Annotated in this window: 22 protein-coding genes; 9 read left to right on the top strand and 13 right to left on the bottom strand. The window is 64.5% G+C overall.

Translation table 11 applies throughout. The annotated features are described in order from the left end of the window. Nucleotides 1–7: 7 nt before the first annotated feature. The gene (locus tag IAE40_RS00355; RefSeq protein WP_153773721.1) at nt 8–184 is read right to left on the bottom strand and encodes a hypothetical protein; all 177 of its coding nucleotides are present in this window, start codon (nt 182–184) and stop codon (nt 8–10) included. Nucleotides 185–376: 192 nt separating this feature from the next. Between IAE40_RS00355 and IAE40_RS00350 the strand changes: the two genes are divergently transcribed. Further along, nucleotides 377–1,153, top strand: coding sequence for a hypothetical protein (locus IAE40_RS00350; RefSeq protein WP_153773722.1), 777 nt, complete (start codon nt 377–379; stop codon nt 1,151–1,153). Between the two features lie 22 nt (nt 1,154–1,175). Here the strand turns inward: IAE40_RS00350 and IAE40_RS00345 are convergent, their stop codons facing one another. The 4 genes from IAE40_RS00345 to IAE40_RS00330 are packed head-to-tail and all read right to left on the bottom strand — an operon-like array spanning nt 1,176 to nt 4,015. Then, a complete protein-coding gene (locus IAE40_RS00345; protein WP_197890810.1) occupies nt 1,176–1,910 on the bottom strand; it encodes an amino acid ABC transporter ATP-binding protein in 735 nt (244 codons plus the stop codon). Next, a complete protein-coding gene (locus tag IAE40_RS00340; RefSeq protein ID WP_197890808.1) occupies nt 1,897–2,544 on the bottom strand; it encodes an amino acid ABC transporter permease in 648 nt (215 codons plus the stop codon). Before IAE40_RS00340 ends, IAE40_RS00345 begins: the two co-directional genes overlap by 14 nt. Then, entirely contained in the window at nt 2,545–3,210 is a 666-nt protein-coding gene (locus IAE40_RS00335) for an amino acid ABC transporter permease (protein ID WP_054890699.1), read from the bottom strand. A gap of 22 nt (nt 3,211–3,232) precedes the next feature. Beyond that, nucleotides 3,233–4,015 carry a transporter substrate-binding domain-containing protein gene (locus IAE40_RS00330; protein WP_200602377.1) on the bottom strand — a complete coding sequence of 261 codons (783 nt, stop codon included), beginning with the start codon at nt 4,013–4,015 and terminating at the stop codon, nt 3,233–3,235. Between the two features lie 278 nt (nt 4,016–4,293). Between IAE40_RS00330 and IAE40_RS00325 the strand changes: the two genes are divergently transcribed. Further along, nucleotides 4,294–4,977: a FadR/GntR family transcriptional regulator gene (locus tag IAE40_RS00325; protein WP_054890701.1), complete on the top strand. Its 684-nt coding sequence runs from the start codon at nt 4,294–4,296 to the stop codon at nt 4,975–4,977. Between the two features lie 177 nt (nt 4,978–5,154). After that, nucleotides 5,155–6,477 carry an MFS transporter gene (locus tag IAE40_RS00320; RefSeq protein WP_063545000.1) on the top strand — a complete coding sequence of 441 codons (1,323 nt, stop codon included), beginning with the start codon at nt 5,155–5,157 and terminating at the stop codon, nt 6,475–6,477. Between the two features lie 27 nt (nt 6,478–6,504). Here the strand turns inward: IAE40_RS00320 and IAE40_RS00315 are convergent, their stop codons facing one another. Genes IAE40_RS00315 through IAE40_RS00305 form a run of 3 tightly spaced genes read right to left on the bottom strand, consistent with a single transcriptional unit; the run spans nt 6,505 to nt 12,130 of the window. Continuing rightward, nucleotides 6,505–9,636, bottom strand: coding sequence for an efflux RND transporter permease subunit (locus IAE40_RS00315; protein ID WP_200602376.1), 3,132 nt, complete (start codon nt 9,634–9,636; stop codon nt 6,505–6,507). Nucleotides 9,637–9,650: 14 nt separating this feature from the next. After that, a complete protein-coding gene (locus tag IAE40_RS00310; protein ID WP_200602375.1) occupies nt 9,651–10,856 on the bottom strand; it encodes an efflux RND transporter periplasmic adaptor subunit in 1,206 nt (401 codons plus the stop codon). Nucleotides 10,857–10,903: 47 nt separating this feature from the next. After that, a complete protein-coding gene (locus IAE40_RS00305; protein ID WP_200602374.1) occupies nt 10,904–12,130 on the bottom strand; it encodes a TolC family protein in 1,227 nt (408 codons plus the stop codon). Nucleotides 12,131–12,346: 216 nt separating this feature from the next. Between IAE40_RS00305 and aroQ the strand changes: the two genes are divergently transcribed. Together aroQ and IAE40_RS00295 are read left to right on the top strand one after the other, a co-directional pair. Then, entirely contained in the window at nt 12,347–12,796 is a 450-nt protein-coding gene (gene aroQ, locus IAE40_RS00300) for a type II 3-dehydroquinate dehydratase (protein WP_065863678.1), read from the top strand. After that, nucleotides 12,793–13,641: a shikimate dehydrogenase gene (locus IAE40_RS00295; RefSeq protein WP_200602373.1), complete on the top strand. Its 849-nt coding sequence runs from the start codon at nt 12,793–12,795 to the stop codon at nt 13,639–13,641. The genes aroQ and IAE40_RS00295 overlap by 4 nt, the downstream gene beginning before the upstream one ends. A 30-nt stretch (nt 13,642–13,671) precedes the next feature. On the opposite strand, the gene IAE40_RS00290 is transcribed toward IAE40_RS00295, so the two are convergent. Both IAE40_RS00290 and IAE40_RS00285 read right to left on the bottom strand, forming a co-directional pair. Further along, on the bottom strand, nt 13,672–14,241 hold the full coding sequence (locus IAE40_RS00290; RefSeq protein ID WP_125929988.1) for a thioredoxin family protein: 570 nt from the start codon (nt 14,239–14,241) through the stop codon (nt 13,672–13,674). Beyond that, nucleotides 14,231–14,506: a DUF2790 domain-containing protein gene (locus IAE40_RS00285; protein ID WP_054890709.1), complete on the bottom strand. Its 276-nt coding sequence runs from the start codon at nt 14,504–14,506 to the stop codon at nt 14,231–14,233. The genes IAE40_RS00290 and IAE40_RS00285 overlap by 11 nt, the downstream gene beginning before the upstream one ends. A 217-nt stretch (nt 14,507–14,723) precedes the next feature. Here IAE40_RS00285 and IAE40_RS00280 point away from each other — a divergent pair, with 217 nt between their 5' ends. From IAE40_RS00280 to IAE40_RS00265, 4 genes are all read left to right on the top strand, one after another. After that, on the top strand, nt 14,724–15,464 hold the full coding sequence (locus IAE40_RS00280; protein WP_054890710.1) for a response regulator: 741 nt from the start codon (nt 14,724–14,726) through the stop codon (nt 15,462–15,464). Beyond that, nucleotides 15,461–16,762: a sensor histidine kinase gene (locus tag IAE40_RS00275; protein ID WP_200602372.1), complete on the top strand. Its 1,302-nt coding sequence runs from the start codon at nt 15,461–15,463 to the stop codon at nt 16,760–16,762. The genes IAE40_RS00280 and IAE40_RS00275 overlap by 4 nt, the downstream gene beginning before the upstream one ends. 192 nt (nt 16,763–16,954) lie before the next feature. After that, the gene (locus tag IAE40_RS00270) at nt 16,955–17,581 is read left to right on the top strand and encodes a ferric reductase-like transmembrane domain-containing protein (RefSeq protein ID WP_054890712.1); all 627 of its coding nucleotides are present in this window, start codon (nt 16,955–16,957) and stop codon (nt 17,579–17,581) included. Nucleotides 17,582–17,596: 15 nt separating this feature from the next. Then, entirely contained in the window at nt 17,597–18,091 is a 495-nt protein-coding gene (locus tag IAE40_RS00265) for an HvfX family Cu-binding RiPP maturation protein (RefSeq protein WP_197890803.1), read from the top strand. Between the two features lie 124 nt (nt 18,092–18,215). Here the strand turns inward: IAE40_RS00265 and IAE40_RS00260 are convergent, their stop codons facing one another. The 3 genes from IAE40_RS00260 to IAE40_RS00250 all read right to left on the bottom strand — a co-directional run bounded on the left by IAE40_RS00260 (nt 18,216) and on the right by IAE40_RS00250 (nt 20,622). Further along, nucleotides 18,216–18,920 (bottom strand): HvfC family RiPP maturation protein, encoded by a 705-nt coding sequence (locus tag IAE40_RS00260; RefSeq protein WP_197890801.1) that lies wholly within the window; start codon nt 18,918–18,920, stop codon nt 18,216–18,218. After that, entirely contained in the window at nt 18,913–19,746 is an 834-nt protein-coding gene (locus IAE40_RS00255) for an HvfB family MNIO-type RiPP peptide maturase (protein ID WP_197890798.1), read from the bottom strand. The genes IAE40_RS00260 and IAE40_RS00255 overlap by 8 nt, the downstream gene beginning before the upstream one ends. 315 nt (nt 19,747–20,061) lie before the next feature. Beyond that, nucleotides 20,062–20,622, bottom strand: coding sequence for a DUF4174 domain-containing protein (locus IAE40_RS00250; protein WP_153773734.1), 561 nt, complete (start codon nt 20,620–20,622; stop codon nt 20,062–20,064). Between the last annotated feature and the right edge of the window lie 120 nt (nt 20,623–20,742).

The following is a 20,742-nucleotide window of genomic DNA, read 5'->3' as shown; positions in this document are numbered from 1 at the left end:
ACTTGCTTCATACCGACGCCGTCATCCCGATGAAGTTCGCCAGCTCTGCCGTGCGCGGAGCGGCGAACAGTGCGTTCGGCTCCCCCACTTCATGGTTGAGCTGATCCTGCCAGTGGGCGAGCCGCGGCGGCCAGTGTTCGGGCTGGATGAGCAGGGTCGTGGCGTGCTGAAGGATCTGCTGCACGACTTGCAGGATCGTTGAAAGCCCAAAAGCTTGATGGTTGTGCCATGATTCTCGTGGCTGCGGGCTCGGAAGGGCCCGCAACACCCTGAAAAATCTTCGCCAGCCCTGAATTTTGCCTCAGCTCGTCCGTTCGATATGCTGCCCCTCCAAAACGGACCATGACGGTTCCGTCCTGCTATCAAGGATGTGTTCGTGCCAGATCCACGCTTGTCCCTTGCATTGCTCGGCCTTGCCACTATCCTGCTGCTCGGTGGCTGCCAGAGCGGGCCCAAGGCCGACGCTGCGCCACCTGTCGACCCCAAAGCTCGCCAGGCCTTCATCGAGCAGACCATGGGCATGCTGCACCACGACATGCTGGCTGCCACCGGCGGCCAGATGGCTGGAGTGCTCAACCTGAAAGTCACCCTGGATCGCGACGGCCGCCCGATCGCCTGCAGCACCCATCGCGCCAAGACGAGCCTGGCCATGCAGTTCCCTCAAGACATGACCGCCACCGACCGCAAACTCTTGGCCAGTACCGTCCAGAGCCAGTGCTGGAAAACTGTCTATCCCAAAGTGCCCGCCGGGATGCAGGGTGACAAGGGAGAGGCGCAACTGGTCGCGCCGTTGGTCCTGCTCAGGCCGCCCTATGTGTCGGAACTTGAGCAGCAACGACGCCAGCAGCATGCCGATAATCAGTTTCTGTGGCGGACGCTGATGCGCGATGAACCAGTCGACAGCGTAGGTCTGGCCCTGATCCGCTACCAGGCAGATGCGGCAGGCCGGGTAACAGGCTGCCTGGTTGAGCTTGCTCCGCACCCGGTGCGCAAGGACGCGTTTCGCATGGACGGAGCCCTCCAGGCACGGCTCAACCGGCAGTGCCTGAACCTCGACCTGGGGCAGATGCCAGGGTTCGCGCCAGACGCGCATGGCAATTTCGCCGGTAACGGGCTGCTCCAGTACGCGCCCTGGAAAGTCGGCCGTGATTAGGCTGTGTCTGGTCCCGAGGCATTCAGGTCGGTACCGTCATGCCAATGAAGTTCGCCAGCTCCGCGGTACGCGGAGCGGCGAACAGCTCGCCGGGATCGCCCACCTCATGCACCTTGCCCTGATGCATGAACACTAGCTTGTCGCCCACCTCACGGGCGAAGCGCATTTCGTGGGTGACCATGATCAAGGTCATGCCTTCGCTGGCCAACTGGCGCACCACTGCCAACACCTCGTTGACCAGCTCCGGATCCAACGCCGAGGTGATCTCGTCGCACAGCAAGACCTTGGGCGACATCGCCAGCGCGCGGGCGATCGCCACCCGCTGCTGCTGCCCGCCCGAGAGGCGATCCGGGTAGGCGTCGAATTTCTCCGCCAGCCCCACCCTGGCCAGCATGCGCTCGGCCAACTCACGCGCCTGCGCCTTGCCGGTGTTCTTCACCACTTGCGGCGCCAGCATCACGTTCTCGCCCACGGTCAGGTGCGGGAACAGATTGAACTGCTGGAACACCATCCCGACCTTCTGCCGCAAGGCGCGCAAGTCGGCACGGCTGGCGTCGAGGTATTCACCGTCCACCTCGATCACCCCGTCGCTGATCGACTCAAGGCCGTTCAGCGTGCGCAGGAAGGTACTCTTGCCCGAGCCACTGCGGCCGATGATCGCGACCACTTCGCCCTCTTCGATGCTCAGGTCGACGCCCTTGAGCACGTGATTGTCGCCGTAGTACTTGTGCAGCGCGGACACTCTAAGCAGGGGCATGCAGCCTCCTTTCCAGATAACGGGCGCTCAGCGAGAGCGGATAACAGAGGATGAAATAGCCCAGCGCGACCAGGCCATAGACCATGAAGGGTTCGAAGGTGGCGTTGGCGATCATGCCGCCGGTCTTGGTCAGTTCGGTGAAGCCGATGATTGAGGTCACCGCCGTGCCCTTGACCACCTGCACCGAAAAGCCCACGGTCGGCGCGATGGCGATGCGCAGTGCCTGGGGCAGGATGACGTGGCGCAACTGCTCCATACGGCTGAGTGCCAGGCTGCCGGAGGCCTCCCACTGGCCACGTGGAATCGACTCCACGCAACCCCGCCAGATCTCGGCGAGAAACGCACTGGTGAACAAGGTCAGGGAGGTCGCCGCCGCCATCCATGCCGAGACGTCGATGCCGAACAGCGCAATGCCAAAGAACACCATGAACAATTGCATCAATAGCGGTGTGCCCTGAAACAGCTCGATGTAGCCACGGGCCAGGCGCCTTGGCAGTGCCCGCTCGGAAATGCGCCCGATCAGTACCAGCAACCCGGCCAGGCCGCCACAGGCGAATGCCACCAGCGACAAGGCCAGTGTCCATTGAAGGCCCGTCAGCAAGTTGCGCAGGATGTCCCAGAAGGTGAAGTCCATTCAGCGTTTCCCCATCAGCAGGCGCTGCCCGATCCAGCTCAGCAACTGGCGCACGAGGATGGCCATCAGCAGGTACAGGACGGTGGTCAGCAGGTAGGTCTCGAACGCACGGAAGTTGCGCGACTGGATGAAGTTGGCGGCGAACGACAGTTCCTCGGTGGCAATCTGCGAGCACACCGCGGAGCCGAGCATGACGATCACGATCTGGCTGGTCAGCGCCGGCCAGACCTTGGCCAGCGCAGGCCGCAGGACCACGTGGCGGAACGCCTCGAACCGGCTCATGGCCAGGGCCGCTGCGGCTTCCAGTTGCCCCCTGGGAATCGCCTGGATGCCGGCGCGAATGATCTCGGTGGAATAGGCCCCCAGGTTGATCACCATCGCCAGCACTGCCGCCTCCCATTCGCTCAGGCGCACGCCCAGCGCGGGCAGGCCGAAGAAGATGAAGAACAGCTGCACGATGAACGGCGTGTTGCGGATCAGTTCCACGTACAGGCCGAACAGCAGGTCGAACGGGCGCAGGCGCCAGGCCCGCACACCGGCGCCGATCACGCCGATGGCAAGGCCGAGCACAGTGCCGATGGCGGTCAGCTGCAGGGTGAACAGGGCCCCCTTGAGCAGCAGGTCACCCTGGGCGAGCACGGGGGCGAAGTCGAATTGATAAGCCATGGCTAGAGGTGTCCGCAGCCGCTCAAAGATCGGCTGGGAGAGGTTGCTTGAGCCATTTCTCGGCATTGCGGTTCAGGCTACCGTCGGCCTTCGCCGCGGCCAGGCTGCTGTTGACCTTCTCCAGCAGCGCCGCCTCGTTCTTGGCCACACCCACATAGACTGGCGAGTCCTTCAGCTTGACCTTCACCACCGGCACCTTGGCCGGGTTCTTCTCGGCGATGGCCGACATCACCACGCTGCCGCTGGCAATCAACTGGACCTGCCCGGAAAGGTAGGCGGCGATGGTCGAGTTGTTGTCTTCGAAGCGCTTGATCACCGCATTCTTGGGCGCCACGGCGGTCAGGGCCATGTCTTCGATCGAGCCGCGGGTGACGCTGATGGTCTTGCCGGCGACCGCGCCAATGTCATCGATCTTCGCCTCGGCTGGGCCGAACACGGCCAGGTAGAACGGCGCGTAGGGCTGCGAGAAGTCGATCACTGCCTCACGCTCAGGGTTCTTGCCCAGGCTCGAGATCACCAGGTCGACCTTGCCGGTGGTGAGGAACGGGATACGGTTGGTGCTGTTGACCGGGGTCAGGGCCAGCTTCACACCGAGCTTGTCAGCCAGCAGTTGCGCGGTATCGATATCCAGGCCACGGGGCTTCATGTCCGGGCCGACCGAACCGAACGGCGGGAAGTCCTGGGGCACGGCCACCTTGAGCACGCCACGGGCACTGATATCGGCCAGCGCGTCGGCCTGAGCCAACGGCAGGGCCAAGGAGGTGCCACAGAACAGGGTTGCCAGGAGCAGGGAGCGGAACGTCATGGGTAGGCCTCGCAGGAACTCGGGTGATGGGACTGACCTGGCCATTGCAGGGGGCATGCCAGTCTGCGCCCCACCCCGTTGCGAAACGCTGCCAGGCCCGTGACTGCAAGGTCTTACTGGTCTGAACAGTTGCAGCGCATGGTCGTCCTCTGCCCCGCAATGCGCCCTGCTTTCGTGCAGGGCCTTGAGGGGCTGCGCCAGGTTGGCGCAACGCTTGCCAGCACGGTCGGTTCACCGTAAAACGTCAGCGTCATTGCCCTCTGACTGGTCTGAACAGCATGCTCGACACCCTCCCCCGCGCCGTCCCGGAACTGGCCCTGCAGGCCATCCGCAAGCTTATCGATGAAGGCGGTTACCAGCCGGGTGATGCCCTGCCCTCGCAACGCGATCTGGCCGAACGGCTTGGCGTCAGCCGCGCCTCACTGCGCGAGGCGCTGTCGTCGCTCAGTGCCCTGGGGCTGGTGAGCGTGCAGCCGGGCAAAGGCGTCTTCGTGCAGAGCCCGACACCCAGCGGGTTCTCATGGCCCTATGCCGAACAGGTATCGGCGGCTGATACCTTCCAACTGCGCTATGCGCTGGAGGGTTTCGCCGCCGGGCAGGCTGCGCTGGCACTGACCGCCGATCACATCGACAGGCTCCAGGCCAACGTCGAGGCCATGCGCCAGGAGCTGCGCAACGGACGCTTCGAGCAGGCGGCGCGGCTTGATTTCGAGTTCCATCAGTTGCTGCTGCAGGCCTGCGGCAACCAGGCGATGCTGCAGGTGATCACCACCAGCCAGGAAATTTTCCTGGAGAGCCAGAAGCTGCCGTTCATTCGCCCTGAGCGGGCCATGGAGACCTGGCAGGAACATCGCAAGATCCTCAAGGCCCTCGAGCGCAGGTCGCAAGCCGGGGCGCAGCGAGCGATGCAGGAGCATATCCGCAATGCTGCCTCGCGTACCGGGGTGGTATTCGCCGTCTGAGCGAGTACTGCCGTGCGCTGGTTCGCGACAGATTACCGGTTGAAACAGATATCCCGGTGTCGCCCTCAAGGATGCACCGCCCCCCGCCCTCCGCTCTACTGGCCCTGACAACGAGACGACACGGCTCGACCGTGTCCAACCCCGCCAGGCTGCCTATGACAACCGGAGAGCATTCGCATGTCTGTATCCCATGAGGTATCCCCCGCCACCCTGCGTCGGGTGATTGCCGCCTCGGCCATCGGCAACTTCGTCGAGTGGTTCGATTTCGCGGTATACGGTTTTCTCGCCACGCTGATCGCCAGCCAGTTCTTCGCCAGCCAGGACGCCAGCGTCGCCCTGCTCAAGACCTTCGCCGTCTTCGCCGTGGCCTTCGCCCTGCGTCCGCTGGGCGGCATCGTGTTCGGCGCACTGGGCGATCGCCTGGGACGCAAGCGCATCCTGTCGCTTACCATCCTGCTCATGGCGGGCTCCACCACGCTCATCGGGCTGCTGCCGACCTACGCCAGCATCGGCATCGCCGCGCCCGTACTGCTGACCCTGGCGCGCTGCCTGCAAGGTTTTTCCGCCGGTGGCGAATACGCCGGGGCCTGCGCTTACCTGATGGAGCATGCGCCTCGGGAAAAACGTGCGTTCTACGGTAGCTTCGTGCCGGTCTCGACCTTCTCGGCGTTCGCCTGCGCGGCGGTCATTGCCTATGCCCTTGAAGCCAGCCTGACGCCGGACGCCATGAACACCTGGGGCTGGCGCGTGCCCTTCCTGATCGCCGCGCCGCTGGGTCTGGTCGGGCTCTACCTGCGCTGGCGCATGGAGGAAACACCGGCCTTCCGCGAAGCCATCGCCGAGGGCCGCGAGCACGAACATTCGCCACTCAAGGAAACGCTGCGCCACCATGGCCGGGCGATCCGCAACCTGGGCGCGTTCATCTCACTGACGGCGTTGTCGTTCTACATGTTCACCACCTACTTCGCCACCTACCTGCAACTGGTCGGCAACCTCAGCCGCGCCCAGTCGCTACTGGTCACCACCGTGGCGCTGCTGTTCGCAGCGGCTGGCTGCCCGCTGGCAGGTGCCTTTTCCGACTGGATCGGACGCCGCCGGACCATTGGCTTCACATGCCTCTGGGTGATGGTCTGCGTGTTCCCGGCTTACTGGCTGGCAAGCTCCGGCTCGATGGCGGGCGCGTTGCTGGGGGTGATCCTGCTGGCGGTAGGCGCTTTGTCGAGCGGGGTGGTCACCGCGGCCTTGTTGTCGGAGAGCTTCCCGACCCGCACCCGCTACACCGCCTCGGCCATCACCTACAACGTCGCCTATACACTTTTCGGCGGCACCGCGCCGCTGGTGGCGACCTGGCTTATCGGCCAGACCGGCAGCAGCCTGGCGCCGGCCTTCTACCTGGTGGTTATCGCCCTGGTGGCGCTGGTTGGCGGGCTGGCGCTACCGGAGACTTCACGCATCTCCCTGCATGAGGAATCGCTGGGGAGCCAGCCAGCCTCGGTCTGACATCACCGGAGCCGGCTGGTAGCCCTCTCAATCTTCCTCCCGCCGGTACGCCCAGCGATAGAGTGCGGGCAACACCAGCAAGGTCAAGGCCGTCGACGACAAGACCCCACCGATCACCACTGTCGCCAGCGGCCGCTGCACCTCGGCGCCCGTGCCGGTGGCCAGCGCCATCGGGATGAACCCCAGCGACGCCACCAGCGCGGTCATCAGTACCGGCCGCAGACGGGTCAACGCGCCCTCCTCGACCGCCACCCGCAGCGATCGCCCCTCTTCTCGCAGGCTGCGAATGAAGGCGATCATCACCAGGCCGTTGAGCACCGCCACCCCCGACAGCGCGATGAACCCGACCCCTGCCGAAATCGACAATGGAATATCCCGCAGCCACAGGGCCAGCACCCCTCCGGTCAGGGCAAACGGAATGCCTGTGAACACCAGCAAGCCGTCACGCAGGTTGTTGAACATCATCAGCAGCAACGCCATCACCAGCAGCAGTGAAACCGGCACCACCACCCGCAGCCGCTCGGCAGCCGACTGCAACTGCTCGAACTGCCCACCCCAGCGTGTCCAGTATCCAGGCGGGACCTGCACCTGGTCGATCAGGGTCTGCTCGGCCTGCTCGACGAACGAACCCAGGTCACGGCCACGCACGTTGGCACTGACCACCACCACGCGCTTGCCATCCTCGCGGCTGACCTGGTTCGGCCCCAATTGCAGGTTGAGGCTTGCCACCTGCGACAACGGGATAAAGCCGATCTGAGTGGCGCCAGCACTGGCCGGCACCGGTATCAGCAGGTTCGCCAGGCCGTCGACGTCTGTGCGCAGCGCCTCGGACAGGCGCACCACCATGTCGAAGCGCCGGTCCCCTTCGTACAGCGTCCCCGCCTTGCGCCCGCCGACAGCGATGGCCACCGCATCCTGCACCTGGGCAACGTTCAGACCGTGGCGTGCCGCCTTGTCGCGGTCGATATCGATGGTCAGTACCGGCAGCCCGGTGGTCTGCTCGACCTTCACCTCCGATGCCCCCGGCACCTGCTGCAAGGTGGTGGCAATTTTCGCCGCCGTGGCGTTGAGCACGTCCATGTCGTCGCCGAAGACCTTCACCGCCACATCGCTGCGCACCCCGGAAATCAGCTCGTTGAAGCGCAGCTGGATGGGTTGCGACAGTTCATGGTTGCTGCCCGGCACACTGGCGGCAGCCTGCTGCACCTCGGCAATCAACGCGTCGCGCGGTTTGCCTGGATCGCGCCACTGCTCACGCGGTTTGAGCATCACGTAGGCATCGGAGATGTTCGGCGGCATCGGGTCCGAGGCGATCTCGGCGGTCCCGGTGCGGGCGAACACCCGCTCGACTTCGGGTACCTGGGCGATGATCGCCCGTTCCAGGCGTTGCTGCATGTCCACCGATTGGCTCAGGCTGGTGCCCGGCACGCGCAGCGATTGCAGGGCGAAGTCGCCCTCGCTGAGGCTGGGAATGAACTCACTGCCCATGCGACTGGCCAATACACCCGACAGCAGTACCAGGCTTGCGGCAGCGGCGAAGGCCAGCTCGCGTCGACGCAGTACCCAGGCGAGCACCGGGGCGTAACGCTGGCGAGCCGTACGCATCAGCACACCCTCTTCCTCCTTGACCTTGCCGGTAACGAACAGCGCAATCGCTGCCGGCACGAAGGTTACCGAAAGAATCATCGCCCCCAGCAAGGCCATGACCACGGTGAACGCCATGGGGTGGAACATCTTGCCTTCGACACCGGTCAGGGCAAAGATCGGCAGGTACACCACCATGATGATCAACTGCCCGTAGATCAGGGGCCGGCGTGCCTCGCGGGCAGCCGCAAACACTTCATGGAACCGCTCGGCACGGGTCAGCATGCGCCCGTGCTTGTGCTGGGCATGGGCCAGTCGACGGATGGCGTTCTCGACGATCACCACCGCACCGTCGACGATGATGCCGAAGTCCAGCGCCCCCAGGCTCATCAGATTGGCGCTGACCTTGTTGGCGAACATACCGGTGAAGGTGAACAGCATCGACAGCGGAATGACCATGGCCGTGATCAACGCTGCACGGATGTTGCCCAGGAACAGGAACAGCACGGCGACCACCAGGATGGCGCCTTCGACCAGGTTCTTCTTCACCGTGGCGATGGCTTTTTCCACCAGGTTGGTGCGGTCGTACACCGTGACCGCCACCACGCCCTCGGGCAGGCTGCGGTTGATCTCGGCAAGCTTCGCCGCGACGGCCTGGGACACCGTGCGACTGTTCTCGCCAATCAGCATGAACACCGTGCCCAACACCACCTCGCGACCATTTTCGGTCGCCGCTCCCGAGCGCAGTTCTTCGCCCAGGCCGACCTGGGCCACATGGCTGACACGAATCGGCGCACCATCGGCACTGGAGATGACTATGTTGGCAATGTCCTCGATCGACGCCACCTGCCCCGGCGCACGCACCAGCAACTGCTCGCCGTTGCGCTCGATGGCACCCGCGCCGACGTTGGCATTGTTGCCCTGCAACGCCGCGATCAGGTCATCGAGCGTGAGCTTGTAGGCCGCCAGGCGCTTGGGATCCGGTGCAATCAGGTACTGCTTGGCGTGGCCACCGATGCTGTTGACTTCGGCCACCCCCGGCACATTGCGCAGTTGAGGTTTGATGATCCAGTCCTGGATCACCCGCAGGTCGGTGGCGGTGTAGGGCGTACCGTCCTCCTTGAGTGCACCGTCCCGGGCCTCGACCGTCCACAGGAAGATCTCCCCCAGGCCCGTCGAGATGGGCCCCATGCCCGCTTCGATGCCCTCGGGCAATTGTTCGCGGGCGACTTGCAGGCGCTCGTTGACCAGCTGCCGGGCGAAGAAGATATCGGTGGCGTCATCGAAGATCACGGTCACTTGCGACAAACCCGAACGCGACAGCGAACGGGTCTGCTTGAGCCCGGGCAGGCCGGCCATGGCCGTTTCGATGGCGTAGGTGATGCGCTGCTCGGTTTCCAGCGGCGAATAGCCTGGTGCAGCGGTATTGATCTGCACCTGCACGTTGGTGATATCGGGCACCGCGTCGATCGGCAGCTTCTGGTAGCTGTGGATGCCCACCGCAGCCATCAGCACCACGGCGAGCATCACCACCAGGCGTTGCTCGATGGCAAATTGAATCAGGCGTTCGAACATGAGGGTTTCCCGGATCAGTGACTGTGCTCGGCCGAGCCCTTGCCCAGCTCGGACTTGAGGACAAAGCTGCCTGCCGCCGCCACCTGGGTGCCGCGGGCCAGGCCTTCGGTGATTTCGACGAAGCCGCCATCGCGGCGGCCGGTCTTGACTGGCAGCGCCTGGAAGCCATCAGGGGTGCGAGCGAACACCACGCTGCGCTCTTCGAGGGTCTGCAGTGCAATCTGGGGGACCACCACGGCCGCCTCTGCTTGCTCGACGGTCACCGCGATATTGACGAACAACCCGGGGCGCCAGGCCCCATTGGGGTTGGCCAGCGTGGCGCGGGCAGTGGCAGCGCGGTTCTGCTCGCCGAGCAGGTTGCCGACATAGTTGATGGTGCCCTCGACTTGCGCATCGAGGTCCGGCGAACTCACGGTCACGGCGCGGCCGCTGGTGACCTTGTCCAGATCGCGCGGGGTCACGGCGAACGTGGCCCAGACTCGGTTCAAATCGGACAGGGTGAAGGCATTGCTGGCCTCACTCACCACTTCGCCGACGGTCAGGTGTTTTTCCACCACCACCGCATCGAACGGTGCACGCAGCTCGTAGCGATTACCCACCCCCGCCGGGGCCACGGCCGCAACCTTCTGCCCGGCATTGGCCAAGGCGATCTCAGCTTCCTGCAAAACCTGGCGAGCCTGCAGGTAATCCTGCTCGGCGCTGATGCGCTCCTGCCACAACTGCTTTTCACGCTCGAAGGTCAGCCGCGCCAGCTCGACCCGCCGCTGCGCCGCCTGCTGCTCGCTGCGCAGCTCGGAGATCTGTTGGCTGGCGATCACCGCCAGCACCTGGCCACGCTTGACCGGCTGGCCGAGGTCGGCCTGCACCGACTCGACCACACCCGGAACACGCGGCACCACGTGGGCGGTACGGTCCTCATCGAAACGAATCTCGCCAGGAAAACTGATCGCCGTACCCAGGGCACGCGGGCCGGCGGTCACCAACTGGACCCCGGCCGCCTCGATCTGCGCTGCAGAAAGATGCAGCTCGCCCTCTTCATCGTGACCTTCCTCGCCGGACGCAGCAGGCGCACTGCCGTGGTCGTGGCCGTCATCGCCATGCTCGTCATGGCCTGATTCGCTGGTCTTTGCGGGGGCGAGATTGCCGGTCCAGGCCAGCCCACCGACGCCGATCACGGCGACCAGAGTGGCAAGGATGGCGAACGTGCGTGTGGTGTTCATGGGGGCTCCTGCTGCAAATGAAGAAGGTAGAACGCTCGATCCGCGCCTCAGCGCCCGGTATCCAGCTGGCCATAGATCCGCTCGATCTGTGCCCGGGCATCGCTTGCCGACGCCAGGGCGTCGAGGTACTGCCCGCGGGCCTCGATCAGCGTGCGCTGGGCGTCCAGAACGTCGAGGAACGCGAACTTGCCGCGCTCGAAGCCACGCGTAGCGGTATCTACCGCCTGGCGTGCCGAGGGCAGGATGGTGCGGTCGTAGGCGTTGACCTCGGCCATGGCCATGGCCCACTGGCTCAGTGCGCTGCGGGTATCGCTGCGCAGGCGCAGTTCCACTGCGTTGCGCAGGTCGCGGGCCTGGTCGGCGCGACGCGAGGCCGCCAGCACGTTGCCCTGGTTTCGGTCGAACAGCGGCAGCGGCATGGACAGCCCGACCACGTTGACCCGTTCACGGTCCTCGCGGCTGTACTGGCTGCCCAGGCTGACCGTGAGGTTGGGGATCCGCTGGGCCTTTTCCGAACCCAGCGCGGCTTCTCCACGCTCGATCTGCGCGGCCGCAAGGCGCCACTCGACGGTCTGCTCGACCTTGCCCAGCAAGACCTCGGCCTGTGGCGCCGGGCCAGGCAACAAGCCGTTGCCATCAAGCTGCGTGAACGCCACATCGGCGCTGCCAATCAAGCGCGACAGCGCCTGCCAGGCCACCGTGCGATCCGCTTCGGCACGGCGCAGTTGCGCCAGAGCCTGGGCCAACTGCACGTCGGCGCGAGTGGCCTCGACCGGCGATGACTGGCCCGCCGCAACCCGCGCCTTTACCACCCGCAGGCCCCGTACGGTCAAGGCCTTGGACTGCTCGGCCAGCTGCACCGCAGTCTGCGCCCGCAGTGCAGCATGGAAAGCCTGGGTCACATCGGCACGCAGGCCATTGCCCTGGCGCTCGAGCTCCAATCGGGCGATATCCTGCCCGGCCTTGGCCACCTCGACACGCGCGCCACGCTTGCCACCCAACTCGAGCGCCTGGCTGAGCATGACCGTGGTGGTGCTGGTATCGCGGCGAGTGTCTTCACGCTCCCAGGAAAGCTCCGGGTTGGGTATCAGACCCGCCTGGCGCCGTTCGCCTTCGGCAATGCCGAGCGCCTGGCGCACGGCAGCCAGGTCCGGATTATCGGCAAACGCCGCATCGAGCGCCTGGTTCAGGGTCAGGCCCTGTCCTGCCTGGGCGACAGCACTGGCCGACAGCAGGCAAATCAGGGCGAGGAAGCGGGAGGGTTTGAACGGCACGGTCTGGGGTCCTCGACGGCTGGCGATTGCTGGCGAGGGACTCTAGGACGCGGCGGTTATCGTGGCGGTGGCGTGAAGATTACGATTCTGTAATCCAGCCGGAACGGTGGGCGATTATCGCCCCCGATTTTCATACCGAGCGGCGGCAGCTGATTTACAAAACTAACCGGATAGTACAAAAATTGTTGCAACTAACAATAAAAGCGATGCTGCGCCATGCCATGCCCCATCCTTGTACTCAACGGCCCCAACCTCAACCTGCTGGGCACCCGCGAACCTGGTCACTACGGCCGGGAAACCCTCGCCGACCTTGCCAATCTGTGCGCAGCCAGCGCCCGTGAGCTGGGCCTGGAAACCGAGTTTCGCCAGACCAACCACGAAGGTGAACTGATCGACTGGATACATGGCGCCCGTGGCCGCTGCGCCGGCATCCTGATCAATCCCGGCGCCTGGACCCACACCTCGGTTGCCATCCGTGACGCGCTCGTCGCCTGTGAACTGCCGGTGATCGAGGTGCACCTGTCCAACGTCTACAAGCGCGAGCCGTTCCGGCACCTCTCGTTCGTATCGGCGGTGGCCGTGGGGGTGATCTGCGGCTTGGGCAGCCAGGGCTACCGCGCAGCGCTTGCCCACTTCCAGCAACTGCTGCAGGAGGTCGCAGCATGACGCCGCACAGCATCCTCGCTGGCCTGATCGGGCGCGGCATCCAGGCCTCGCGCACACCCGCGCTGCACGAGCACGAAGGCGACGCCCAGGCCTTGCGCTACCTGTACCGGCTGATCGATGCCGACCAGCTGGGTGTGGACGACAGCGCGCTGCCCCGCTTGCTCGACGCGGCGCAGCACACCGGTTTTACCGGGTTGAACATCACCTTCCCGTTCAAGCAGGCGATCCTGCCGCTGCTCGATGAGCTCTCGGACGAGGCGCGCGGCATCGGCGCCGTCAACACCGTGGTGTTCAAGGACGGCAGGCGCATCGGCCACAACACCGACTGCCTGGGTTTCGCCGAAGGCCTGTGCCGAGGCCTGCCCGGCGTTGCTCGGCGCCAGGTAGTCCAAATGGGCGCTGGCGGCGCGGGGGCCGCGGTGGCTCATGCGTTGCTGGCCGAGGAAGTCGAGAGCCTGGTGCTGTTCGAGGTAGACCGCGCACGCGGGCAAGCGCTGGTGGACAACCTCAGCGCACGCTTCGGGGCCGGCCGCGCGCAGTTGGGCGAAAACCTGGCCCACGCCCTGGCGACAGCCGACGGGCTGGTCAATACCACGCCGGTGGGCATGGCCAAGCTGCCGGGTACGCCGTTGCCGGTCGAACTGCTGCACAGGCGCTTGTGGGTGGCGGAGATCATCTACTTCCCACTCGAAACCGAGCTGTTGCGCCACGCCCGGGCGCTGGGCTGCCAGACACTCGACGGCGGCACCATGGCCGTGTTCCAGGCGGTCAAGGCATTCGAGCTGTTCAGCGGTCGCAAGGCCGACCCGATAAGGATGCAGGAACACTTTGCCAGTTTGCGCTGAGTGGCCCGCTGCAGCGGCGCTAGCCGGCGCCTACGTCGACGGCTCGGCCAGCAGCTCGCGGATCACCTGTTCCTGGCCAGCGTAGTCCCCTTCACCGAAATGCACATGGCGCACTTGCCCCTTGCGATCGACGAAGTAATGCGCCGGCCAGAACTGGTTGCCCCAGGCATTCCAGATCCGGTAGTCGTTGTCGACCGCCACCGGATAACCGATGTCGAGCGAGCGTACCTTCTGCCTGAGATTGCCCACATCATGCTCGTAGTCGTACTCCGGCGTATGCACGCCCACCACCACCAGCCCCTGGTCGGCATAGCGCTTGGCCCACTGGTTGACGTACGGCATGCTGCGCTTGCAGTTGATGCAGTCCCAGGTCCAGAAGTCCACCAGCACGACCTTGCCCTTGAGCGCAGGCGCATCCAGCGGCGGCGAGTTGATCCACGCCTGGGCACCTGCCAGCGAAGGCATCGGCCCCAGGTCGTCGCGCGCCAGCAGGTGCCCGGCCAGGCCCAGGCCTGCGAGCGCCAGGATCACACCGCCCACCTTGAGCCAGCGACGTCGCCAGGGGCGGCCTGGCTCGGCCTGGCTACGATCAGTTGTCATGGCAACCGCCGGTGGCGTAGGTACGGTACTCGACGCTCTGTGCCTGACCCTGCGAGTCCAGGTAATCCATGCGGGTATTGACCACGCCACAGGCGTTGCTGCGCTCGTTCTTCACCGACAGTACGCGCTTGACGTCCAGGTGATCACCGTAGCGGTACTGCATGGCCTGGCTGTCGGGCATCGGTTGGGTGCTGGCCTGGGCGGCGATGGCGCCGAAGCTGAGTACGGCGAACAGGCTGGCACTGGCAAGGGTCTTGAAGTTCATGGTGAATCTCCTGCGGGGCTTTAGGTGGGGAGCAGTTCACTCCCCGGTCGAGAGCCATTTGAAGCCCGCCAGGTATCGCCCATGTGTCGAGAAACGCGCGTGCTGCTTCGTTCTGTATCTGTGTCGCCGACAGATACACTGCAATACAAACACCCGCAGGCAAGCGAGCCGAGCCTCGTTACACTGTGCCCATCGCACTCATTACAGGACCACCATGATGGAACACGTCGATCACATCCTGATCGTCGACGACGACCGCGAAATTCGCGAGCTGGTCGGCAACTACCTGAAGAAGAACGGTCTGCGCACGAGCATCGTCGCTGACGGTCGGCAGATGCGCAGCTTTCTCGAGGGCAACTCCGTCGACCTGGTCGTGCTCGACATCATGATGCCCGGCGACGACGGCCTGTTGCTGTGCCGCGAATTGCGCGCTGGCAAGCACCGCAACACGCCAGTCTTGATGCTCACTGCACGCAACGACGAGACCGACCGCATCATCGGCCTGGAAATGGGCGCCGACGACTATCTGACCAAACCGTTCTCCGCCCGCGAGCTGCTGGCGCGGATCAATGCAGTGCTGCGTCGCACGCGCATGCTGCCGCCCAACCTCACCATCAGCGAAAGCAGCCGGCTGATCGCTTTCGGCCAATGGCGCCTGGACACCACCGCCCGTCACCTGCTCGACGACGAAGGCACCCTCGTGGCCTTGAGCGGCGCCGAGTACCGCCTTTTACGGGTATTCCTCGACCATCCGCAGCGGGTGCTCAGCCGCGAGCAACTGCTCAACCTCACCCAGGGCCGCGAAGCCGACATCTTCGACCGGTCCATCGACTTGCTGGTCAGCCGGTTGCGCCAGCGCCTGGGCGACGACGCGCGCGAACCGACCTGCATCAAGACCGTGCGCAGCGAGGGCTATGTGTTCTCGCTGCCGGTCTCGCTGATCGAGTCGCCGACATGAAGTGGCCGGGCACCCTCGCTTCGCGCCTGGCGCTGATCTTCCTGACGGGGCTGGTGCTGGCCTACGGCTCCTCGTTCGGCCTTCAGTTCTACGAGCGCTATGTCAGCAGCCGCTCGATGATGCTGAGCAACCTGGAAATGGACGTCGCCACCTCGGTGGCCATCCTCGATCGCCTGCCCGCCGCCGAACGTGCTGGGTGGCTTGCGCGCCTGGAGCGTCACAACTACCGCTACCGCCTCGACCAAGGCCTTGTCGGCCAGAGCATGCCCAGCGCCGACCCGCCCATGGCAGCAGAGTCGATCGTCAAGGCGATCGGCAAGGACTATCACCTGACCTTCCAGGATATCCCCGGGCCGAACCCGCACTTCCAGGCGCACCTCAAGTTCGCCGACGGCGCACCACTGACCATCGACGTCACCCCGGCGCCGGTGCCACTGGCCACCTGGCTACCGGTGGTGCTGTTGTTCCAGCTGGCGATCCTGCTGCTGTGCACCTGGCTTGCGGTACGCCTGGCGATCGGCCCGCTGACGCGCCTGGCCCAGGCCGTCGACCACCTCGACCCCGACAAGCCGGGGCCACAGCTGGATGAGAGCGGCCCGCGCGAGGTGAAGTACGCGGCCGTCGCCTTCAACGCCCTGCAGGCACGCATCGCCGCTTATCTCAAGGAGCGCATGCAATTGTTGGCCGCCATCTCCCATGACCTGCAGACACCGATCACACGTATGAAGCTGCGCGTGGAAGTGATGGACGACGGGCTGGAGAAGGACAAACTGTGGAGCGACCTGAGCGCCATGGAGCATCTGGTGCGCGAGGGGGTAGCCTACGCCCGCAGCATGGACAGCAGCACCGAACAGCCATGCAAGGTCAATCTAGACGCGTTTCTCGACAGCCTGGTATTCGATTACCAGGACAGCGGTGCGCAGGTCGTACGCTGTGGCGACACCGACACGGTGCTGCACACCCGCCCGCATGCCCTGCGCCGAGTCCTGGTCAACCTGCTGGACAACGCCTTGAAGTTCACCGGCTCTGCGCGCCTGGAAGTCAGCCACCGGAGTACCGGCGACACCCTGATCCGGGTGCTCGACGAAGGTCCGGGGATTCCCGAGCAGGAGTTGGGCGAGGTGCTCAAACCCTTCTATCGGGTCGAAGGTTCACGCAATCGCAGTACCGGTGGGACCGGGCTTGGGCTGGCAATTGCCCATCAACTGACCCAGGCCATGGGTGGGCGTCTGAGCCTGAGCAATCGTGAAAGCGGTGGGCTGTGCGCCCAGGTAGAACTGCCGCCCTCGCACCTGTAGAGATAACCCTGTCTATAGGAGGGGTCTCCCCTCCTACCCTCGGGTCTTGTACGGTTCTGTAGCACACCCGCCCAACGGTACACGCCGATACACAACCCGCGCCTCGCCGACACACTGCAGATACCCCTTTCCAACACACTCCCAGCCACAACAACGCGACGGCATTCGCCGTCGACGACCTGGGAGCTGCTCATGAAAAACCTCGCGTTACCCTCCGGCTGGAAGCTGTTCGCTGCCCTTGCCGGCCTGACCCTGCTGATGACCGGACTGGCACTGTGGATGCACCCCGTCGGCTCTGCCGATGCCCTGCGCACCGCCATCCGCGCCACCGCGCGAAGCTCCTTCGCGCTGTTCCTGCTGACGTTTCTGGCCTCCTCGCTGGTGACCCTGTTGCCTGGCGCCTTCAGCCGCCAGGTGCTGCGTGAGCGACGTTTCCTCGGGTTGGCCTTCGCCTTCTCCCACACGGTTCATGGCGTGCTGATCTACCTCTATGCGCAACGCTTCCCGGAACTGTTCTGGGCCGGCCGCACCGCAGTGGCCAACATTCCTGGCAGTGTCGGCTACCTGTTCATCCTGCTGCTGACCCTTACATCGTTCAAAGGTGCCATGCGCCTCCTAGGCGGTCGCCTGTGGCGAGGCCTGCACAGCACCGGCACCTGGGTGCTGGCCGGGGTGTTCTGCCTGTCGTTCTACAAGCGCATCCCGATGGGCGGCTGGTACCCGCTGGCATTCGCCCTGATGTTCGCCGCCATCGTCCTCAAGCTCACCGCAAAGCGCGCTCAACACCTGCGCCGCGCCAAACCCGCCCTTTCCTGCTGAAGCGAGACCTGCACCATGACAACACTGATCAATCGCACCCTTGCACGCATCGATAACACCGGCAACTGGAGCGCGGACCTGCCCCTGCGGCTGTTCCTGGCCTGGGAGTTCTTCGAGTCGGGCCTTGAAAAGTTCAACGGCAACAACTGGTTCGTCGACTTGCAGGCCAACTTCCCCTTCCCGTTCAACATGCTGCCCGCTGAGTTCAACTGGCAGGTGTCGATGTGGGCCGAGCTGATCTGTCCGTTGCTCCTGCTGCTGGGCTTCGGTACACGCCTGGCCTCGGTCGTGTTGGCCGTGGTGACGGTCGTCGCGATCGCCTCCGTGCACTGGCCGGCACATTGGTCCTCGCTGGCTGAGCTGGCCCAGGGCTATACCATTACCGACCGCGGCTTCGGCAACTTCAAGCTTCCGCTGATCTACCTGGTGGCGTTGCTGCCCCTGATACTCAAGGGATCGGGTCGTCTGAGCCTGGATTATTGGCTGACTCGCCGCTGGCAGCACGGCTGACCAAGGGTCTGCAGAACACAAAGCCCACGCCTGTTACCAGGTGTGGGCTTTGTGTTTTTCGCGAAGTGGAAACACCCGTGGATGGGCCCGCACGATTGATACGGGCACCTGTTGAGGCGCCCCGTCAGGGCGCCCGGGTTCCAATGATCACACCCTGGGCGCGCAACCCTTCGAGCATTGCTCTCCCGCCCTCGAGCGACGCCTCGCCCCCCAGCGCCAGCAAGCGCTCACGCCCGCTGCCCGAGGCGTTCAACAGCTGCCACGCCAGTGGCGCCAGGCGGGAAAAGTGCACCTTGAATCCTGCATCGCGGTGTACCAGCAGCAGGGACGGCATCTCTGGCGCCTGTTCAGGCTGGTAACCCGGGCCGATTTGCTCCACCGGCCACTGGTAAGCCAGCACCTGGGCCACACAGGAGAGCAGCGGCTCGCCGTCGAGCAGATCGCCGTCTGGATCGTGTGCCGGGTCCTGCGCATCAGTGAGGCTCAGGTACGCCTCGATCCACTCGTAATGCGCCAGTTCCAGTTGCCAGGGTGCATCCAGCTCGACACCCTGCAGGTAATCGATGAAGCACTCGGCGATTTCGGTGAACAACGGGGTCTGGCTGCGATAGTTGGCGTAGAAGTCGCGCACCCGGGCATGCCAGACCTGATCGCCCAAGGTCCTGCGCATCACCGGGAAACTGCCGGCCAGCAAGCCCTCGATGGCACCGTAGAACAGCTCGCGGTAGACCCTCAACCGCCGCGCCTCGATACCGGGTGGCGCCGGATGGCGCAGCGGGTCGCGCAGGTGACGGGCCAGGGTGAATTGTTGCTCGCGCAGCTCAGTCATGGCGCAACCCTCCGGCAGCCTGCTGCAGCGCCCGGATGCGTGCAGTCTCGGCCAGCAGCTCGGCCATGGGCGGGTAGTTGAAATCGCGCTCCAGCACTGTCGGCTGGTTGCCGAAACGCTGGCAAGCGATCGAGAACAGCGTCCATACGTCTTCCTTCACCGCAGCGCCGTGGGTATCGACCTTCAAGTCCGGCGCCTCGTCGTAGTGCCCCGCCACATGCATGCCAACCACCCGTTCGCGCGGCAGCCCTTCGAGAAAGGCCAATGCGTCGTATCGATGGTTGCAGGCATTGACGAAGACGTTGTTGACGTCCAGCAGCAGGTCACAGTCGGCTTCCTCGAGCACGGCGCAGATGAACGACAACTCGCTCATCGCCTGGTAAGGCGCGGCGTAGTAGCTGATGTTTTCCACCGCGATACGCCGGCCCAGACAATCCTGGGCCTGGCGGATACGCGCAGAGACATGGCGGACAGCTTCGTCGGTGAAAGGAATAGGCATCAGGTCGTAGAGATGGCCATCATCGCTGCAATAACTCAGGTGTTCGCTGTACAGCTTCACCCGGTATCGGTCCATGAAACGGCGGGTGCTATCGAGCAGCTTCAGGTCCAGCGCCTCGGGGCCGCCCAGCGACAGTGACAGGCCATGGCAAGCGATTGCGAAACGTTCGGCGAGCTGCGCCAGGCCATGGCCAAAGGCGCCGCCGACATTGATCCAGTTTTCCGGGGCGCACTCGAGAAAGTCCACGGTGCCTGGCTCCAGTTTCAGCAGTTCGGCAAGCAGGCCGCGTCGCAAACCAAGGCCGGTGAGCAAGGGTTGGGAATGCATGAGAGAAGTCTCCGCAGGGGCCGGAAACGACTGCGGGGCAAGCCGCCTTCCGTTGAACGATGGAAGATGGCTTGCCCCGCGCGCTAACCGGCGAGAGGTCAGATTTGTCGAATGAAACGGCAGAACGGCGGGAGAGGATTGCAGATAGCGGTCATGGCAAGGCTCCACATCGGTCGAAAGGTCAGCTCATTTCGCCGCAATGGTGTGTCCTTGGTGTATCGGGCAATGGCGGAATTTGTATGGCAATCGGTCACCGGGGCCCGGTGATACAGTGCGATACAAAAACGCCGGTCTGCAAAGACCGGCGCGGGGGGTTCAGTCGTCCAGTGGCTTGGGCGGTGCTGCCGGCTTGGCCGGTCTGGTGGCCTTGCCAGTTTCTTTCGCTTTGGGCTCTGCGGCCGGGGCGGCGGCTACCGGCTCGGGTGTCGCGATGGCTTTCTCAGCGGCGGGCAGTTCGTCAACCGCCTTGAAAATCGCCTGCGGGTCGATCTTCTCACCGCTTTCATCATCCTTGAGCATGTGCCGCTCGCCATCCTTGCCGATCAGGATCACCTTGGTGCCTTTGCTCGCGCCAAGCTTGAGCTCGCGGATCAGCGCCATGGTGGTCTGCTGCTCAAGGTTCTTGTCTTCGCGTTTGCCCATCATCTGGGCAACGCTGAACAGCACCAGGTTGCGCTCCTTGAACCCGGCCTGGGTAGCTGGATCCTTCATGGCCTCTTCCAGCCCGCGCAAGGTCGGGTCGGCGCTGCTGGGGGCGATCACGACCAGTGGCCGTGCCTTGCCCAGCTCCTTGGCCAGGGGCGCATCGCTGTCTGCCGCCAACAGCGGGGCGGCGACGGCAAGCAGGGTGGCGAGGGTCAGTGACCGGACGAGCATGTGTATCTCCTTGTTCTCTCGATATATCAATGACTACAGATCATAGAGAAAGATCCGAAACGGAGCCTAAACCACCTGCGGTGGACCATGCGCTGTGCAAAGGTAACTTCCGGTGTCCAG

The sequence above is a fragment of the Pseudomonas sp. S44 genome, assembly GCF_016624805.1.
GTDB lineage: Bacteria > Pseudomonadota > Gammaproteobacteria > Pseudomonadales > Pseudomonadaceae > Aquipseudomonas > Aquipseudomonas machongensis.
This window is presented reverse-complemented; position numbering and strand designations above follow the sequence as displayed.